Raw genomic sequence first — 4394 nt, forward strand, 5'->3', positions numbered from 1 at the left:
CCGCGATGCATATTCGAAATATCAGATTGGGGCGGACTGAGGAGCGGTCCGCCGGAGGAGATGTTATGACGGTTACACGCCAGAAGGTCGAGGACTTCCTCTATCGCGAGGCCCGCTATCTCGATGACCGCGACTGGGACAACTGGCTGGCGCTCTATGCGCAGCATGTCGAGTTCTGGATGCCGGCCTGGGACGATGACGACAAGCTGACGGAGGATCCGCTGTCGGAAATTTCGCTGATGTACTACGCCGGCAAGCAGGGTCTGGAAGACCGGATTTTCCGTATTCGCACGGATCGCTCGAGCGCTACCAGCCTTCCGGAGCCTCGGACCGTGCATCACATCTCCAATGTGGAGATCCTGTCCCAAACGGAAGACAAAGCCGAGATCCGCTTCAACTGGATGACGCAGAACTTCCGCTACAAGGCGACCGACACCCACTATGGCACCAGTTTCTATACGCTCGAAGTTGCGGGCGATGAGATGAAGATCGGCCGAAAGAAGATCGTTCTTGTCAACGACTACATCCATCACGTCATCGACATCTATCACGTCTGAATCGAAGGAGGTTCGACAATGCCCAAGGTTGCCCTTAATTTCGAAGACGGCGTCACGCGCTTTGTCGAATGCGGCCCGAACGAACTCCTGGTCGATGCCGCCTATCGCGCGCGGCTCAATATTCCCATGGATTGTCGCGACGGGGTCTGCGGTACCTGCAAGTCTCATTGCGAATCTGGCCGCTACAGCATGGAATCTTACATCGAGGACGCGCTGACGGAAGATGAGGCGGCGCAGGGCTATGTACTGACTTGTCAGATGCGGCCGGAGAGCGACTGCGTCGTCAGTGTTCCCGCGACATCAAAGCTGTGCAAAAGCGGGCCTTCGTCCTTTGGCGCCCGGCTGTCCGAGGTGCGCCACCTGTCCGATACGACAATCGGCTTCACGCTGGAGCTGGACGAGCCCGACAGCCTGACCTTCCTACCAGGACAATATATGCAGGTTTCCGTTCCTGAAACGGCACATAGCCGTGCCTATTCCTTCTCGTCGCGCGTGAATGGCGGTCGTATCGACTTCCTCGTGCGCAACATTCCGGGCGGGTTGATGTCGACCTATCTTTCTAGCCGCGCCGCGCCTGGAGACCGACTGATGATGCATGGACCATCCGGTGCCTTCTATTTGCGCGATCTCCATCGCCCCGCGCTGTTTCTCGCCGGAGGTACCGGACTCGCACCCTTCCTCGCCATGCTCGACCACCTCAAGGAAAAGGGTAGATCAGCGCAGCCGATCCACCTTCTTTACGGCGTCACACGTGACGCAGACATGGTCGAAGTTGGCAAGCTGGAGGAATTCGCGGAGGCCATTCCCGAGTTCACATTCGGCGTTTGTGTCGCCGATGCAGCCAGCAGCGCCAGCCGCAAGGGTTTCGTCACCGACCACTTCGGACCCGAAGACCTGCATGGCGGCGACAGCGATGTCTATCTGTGCGGCCCACCGCCGATGGTCGAAGCAGTGCGCAAGCATTTCGAGATAATCGGCATCAAGCCGGCGTCCTTCCATTATGAGAAGTTCAACGCTTCGGAGGCCGCGTAATGAGGTCGGAGCGCTTTCGGGACAAGATCATGATCGTGACCGGCGCGGCCCAGGGTATCGGCCGTGAAGTGGCGATCCGCGCCGCTGCAGAGGGCGCGCGCCTTGCACTCGTCGACCGGTCCGAACTCGTTCATGAGGTCGCCGTGGAGATCGAGACTGCTGGGGGCTCTTCGATCGCCATTCTGGCCGATCTGGAGAATTGGGAGGGCGCGAGGGATGCTGTAGCCACAGCAATACGCCAGTTCGGACGGATCGACGTCCTCGTAAACAATGTCGGCGGGGCGATATGGATGCGGCCGTTCGAGCATTTTGACGATCGGCAGATTGAGGCGGAAATCCGCCGCTCGCTATTCCCGACCATGTGGTGCTGCCGAGCCGTGTTGCCGTCGATGATCGAGGTGGGCAGCGGCGTCATTGTCAATGTTTCGTCGATCGCCACACGCGGCATCAATCGTGTGCCCTATTCGGCTGCGAAGGGAGCGGTTAACGCCCTCACCGTGGCGATGGCAATGGAGAATGCCGAACGCGGAATCCGCGTCAATGCAGTCGCACCGGGCGGCACGGACGCGCCGCAGCGCCGCATACCGCGCAACAGCGAAAACCAGACGGAAGACGACGGGCGCTGGATCGATGAGGTCGTTCGGCAGACCACGGAATCGAGCTTCATGAAGCGGTACGGCACGCTGGAGGAGCAGGCGAACGCCATCCTCTTCATGGCGTCGGACGAGGCCTCATACCTAACGGGAACCATCCTGCCGGTTGGCGGCGGCGATACCGGCTGAATGCAATGAACGAAAATCACGTTGCAGCGGACGAGAAGCCAAGCAACGGATCGGGGATACAACAGGAGGAGAAACCACCCATGCAGAAGAAGATCATCGATGTTCAGGAGGTGTTTGATACGAACCCTCTGTCAAGCTACCAGACGATTGTCATTGTCCTGTGCTTTCTGGTCGTTGCTATCGACGGCTTTGACACGGCGGCCATTGGTTTCATTGCCCCCGTGCTGAAGGCCGAGTGGGGCGTTTCCCCCGTCGACCTCGCTCCGCTTTTCGCCGCAGGTCTGTTCGGTCTGATGACCGGAGCCTTTCTCTTCGGACCGCTCGCCGACCGGATCGGCCGAAAGCCGGTGCTCCTCTTCACCACCGTCTTTTTCGGTCTCGCCACCTACGCCTCGTCCTTCGCCGCGGATGTCCAGATGCTGACGGTCATGCGCTTTATCACCGGCCTCGGTCTTGGTGGCGCCATGCCAGCAGCCATTACACTGACCGCTGAAATCAGCACCCAACCCCGGCGCGCCACGCTCCTTACGCTGATGTTCTGTGGCTTTACTATCGGTTCGGCCGCCGCAGGAATTGCCGCCTCGCATGTCGTGGCGGCCTGGGGCTGGCAAGGCTTGCTCGTCCTTGGCGGAATGTTGCCGCTGCTGCTCTCTATCGGCCTTTTTGCACTCTTGCCCGAATCGGCGCGCTATCTCGCGGGCCGGCGCGCCGAGCCAAGCTACGTTGCCGCCGTGCTGAAGCGGCTTGTTCCGGCAGCAGATCTTGAGGGGGCCGTGTTCGCCGTGCCCGTTCGTCCTGCCGGATCGCCCGTTGGACAATTGTTCAAGCACGGGCGCGGTGTTGGCACGCTCCTGATCTGGGTGACCTTTTTCATGAGCCTGCTCGTCTTTTATCTGCTGTCGAGCTGGTTGCCTCTCCTGATCACGTCCGCGGGCTTCTCCATGGCGAAGGCTTCGCTCATGGGCGCGACGCTGGCGACCGGCGGCACCATCGGAGCGATCCTGATCGGGCGCCTGATGGATGCCTTTGAACCTCACAAGGTACTCGCTGGAGCCTATGTTGCGGCCGGCCTCTTTGTCGTGCTTCTCGGGCATGCGGTGACCGTGCCCTGGCTCCTGGTGCTCGCCATTTTCGGCGCAGGCTTTGGGGTCGCGGGCGCGCAAGTCGGCATCAACGCGCTCGCAGCCGGCTACTATCCGACCGAAAACCGGGCCACCGGTGTGAGTTGGGCCAATGCCGTGGGCCGTACAGGCTCGATCCTCGGATCAATGATTGGAGGTGTTCTCCTGTCGCTGGGCTGGGATCTCTCGACGGTCTTCGCGGTGGCTGCCGTGCCTGCCTTCGTGGCAGCGGTGGCCATGTTCGCCAAGGGGCCCCGGCCTGCCAGCGCTATTGTGCCGTCTCCAGTTTCCACGGCAGAGTAAAACGCATGTTCCTGAACCTTGACGACCTCACCATGTACTTGCGGACAGACGGTCCGCAGGATGCACCCGTTCTCCTGATGCTCCATTCTCTCGGTACAGACCACGGGGTCTGGGACCCTCAGGCAGCGGTGCTTTCCCGGGATTTCCGTGTGATCCGCCCGGACCTGCGCGGCCATGGCCTGACCGCGGTTACTCGTGGGCCCTACAGTATCGAGGGCCTGGCCGCGGACGTGCTGTGCGCCATGAAGCGGCTGGGGATCACGCAGGCACATGTGGCTGGCCTCTCCATCGGGGGCATGGTCGCCCAGGCTCTTGCCGCCACCGCGCCGGGCTTTGTCTCCTCGCTGGTGCTCTGCGACACCGCCATGGCAATTCCACCGCCTGACCTCTGGCGAGGTCGCGCCGAGACGGTCCGCACGTCCGGTATGGCAGCGATCGTTGACGCGGTGCTCGCCCGCTGGGTAACGCCCGCCGCTGCCGATGTTCCAGAAACTCGCCGGCTCAGGACAATGCTGATGAATACGGTTCCGGAGGGGTACGCAGCCGCGGCCGAAGCGATTGCCGCTGCGGACCTTTCACCGACGATCCGATCATTGCGG

At 61.3% G+C, this 4394-nt stretch carries 5 protein-coding genes; all 5 read left to right on the forward strand.

Translation table 11 applies throughout. From position 1 onward, the window contains the following. The first annotated feature begins 65 nt into the window (after positions 1–65). Positions 66–557, forward strand: coding sequence for a benzoate 1,2-dioxygenase small subunit (gene benB / locus AAAC48_RS03530; protein WP_340652843.1), 492 nt, complete (start codon positions 66–68; stop codon positions 555–557). Positions 558–575: 18 nt separating this feature from the next. Continuing rightward, the gene (gene benC, locus AAAC48_RS03535) at positions 576–1589 is read left to right on the forward strand and encodes a benzoate 1,2-dioxygenase electron transfer component BenC (RefSeq protein ID WP_340652844.1); all 1014 of its coding nucleotides are present in this window, start codon (positions 576–578) and stop codon (positions 1587–1589) included. Then, entirely contained in the window at positions 1589–2371 is a 783-nt protein-coding gene (locus AAAC48_RS03540) for a 1,6-dihydroxycyclohexa-2,4-diene-1-carboxylate dehydrogenase (RefSeq protein ID WP_340652845.1), read from the forward strand. Before benC ends, AAAC48_RS03540 begins: the two co-directional genes overlap by 1 nt. Before the next feature lie 80 nt (positions 2372–2451). Continuing rightward, positions 2452–3795: an MFS transporter gene (locus tag AAAC48_RS03545; protein WP_340652846.1), complete on the forward strand. Its 1344-nt coding sequence runs from the start codon at positions 2452–2454 to the stop codon at positions 3793–3795. Between the two features lie 5 nt (positions 3796–3800). After that, a partial coding sequence (locus AAAC48_RS03550) for an alpha/beta fold hydrolase (protein ID WP_340652847.1) occupies positions 3801–4394 on the forward strand: 594 nt, incomplete at its 3' end.

This window comes from Phyllobacterium sp. (assembly GCF_037994405.1).
Classification (GTDB): Bacteria; Pseudomonadota; Alphaproteobacteria; order Rhizobiales; family Rhizobiaceae; genus Phyllobacterium.

Excerpts from the sequence above, each read along its gene's own strand:
- AAAC48_RS03545 (WP_340652846.1), top strand. The coding sequence starts at position 2,452 with ATGCAGAAGAAGATCATCGATGTTCAGGAGGTGTTTGATACGAACCCT.
- benC (WP_340652844.1), top strand. The coding sequence starts at position 576 with ATGCCCAAGGTTGCCCTTAATTTCGAAGACGGCGTCACGCGCTTTGTC.
- AAAC48_RS03540 (WP_340652845.1), top strand. The coding sequence starts at position 1,589 with ATGAGGTCGGAGCGCTTTCGGGACAAGATCATGATCGTGACCGGCGCG.
- benB (WP_340652843.1), top strand. The coding sequence starts at position 66 with ATGACGGTTACACGCCAGAAGGTCGAGGACTTCCTCTATCGCGAGGCC.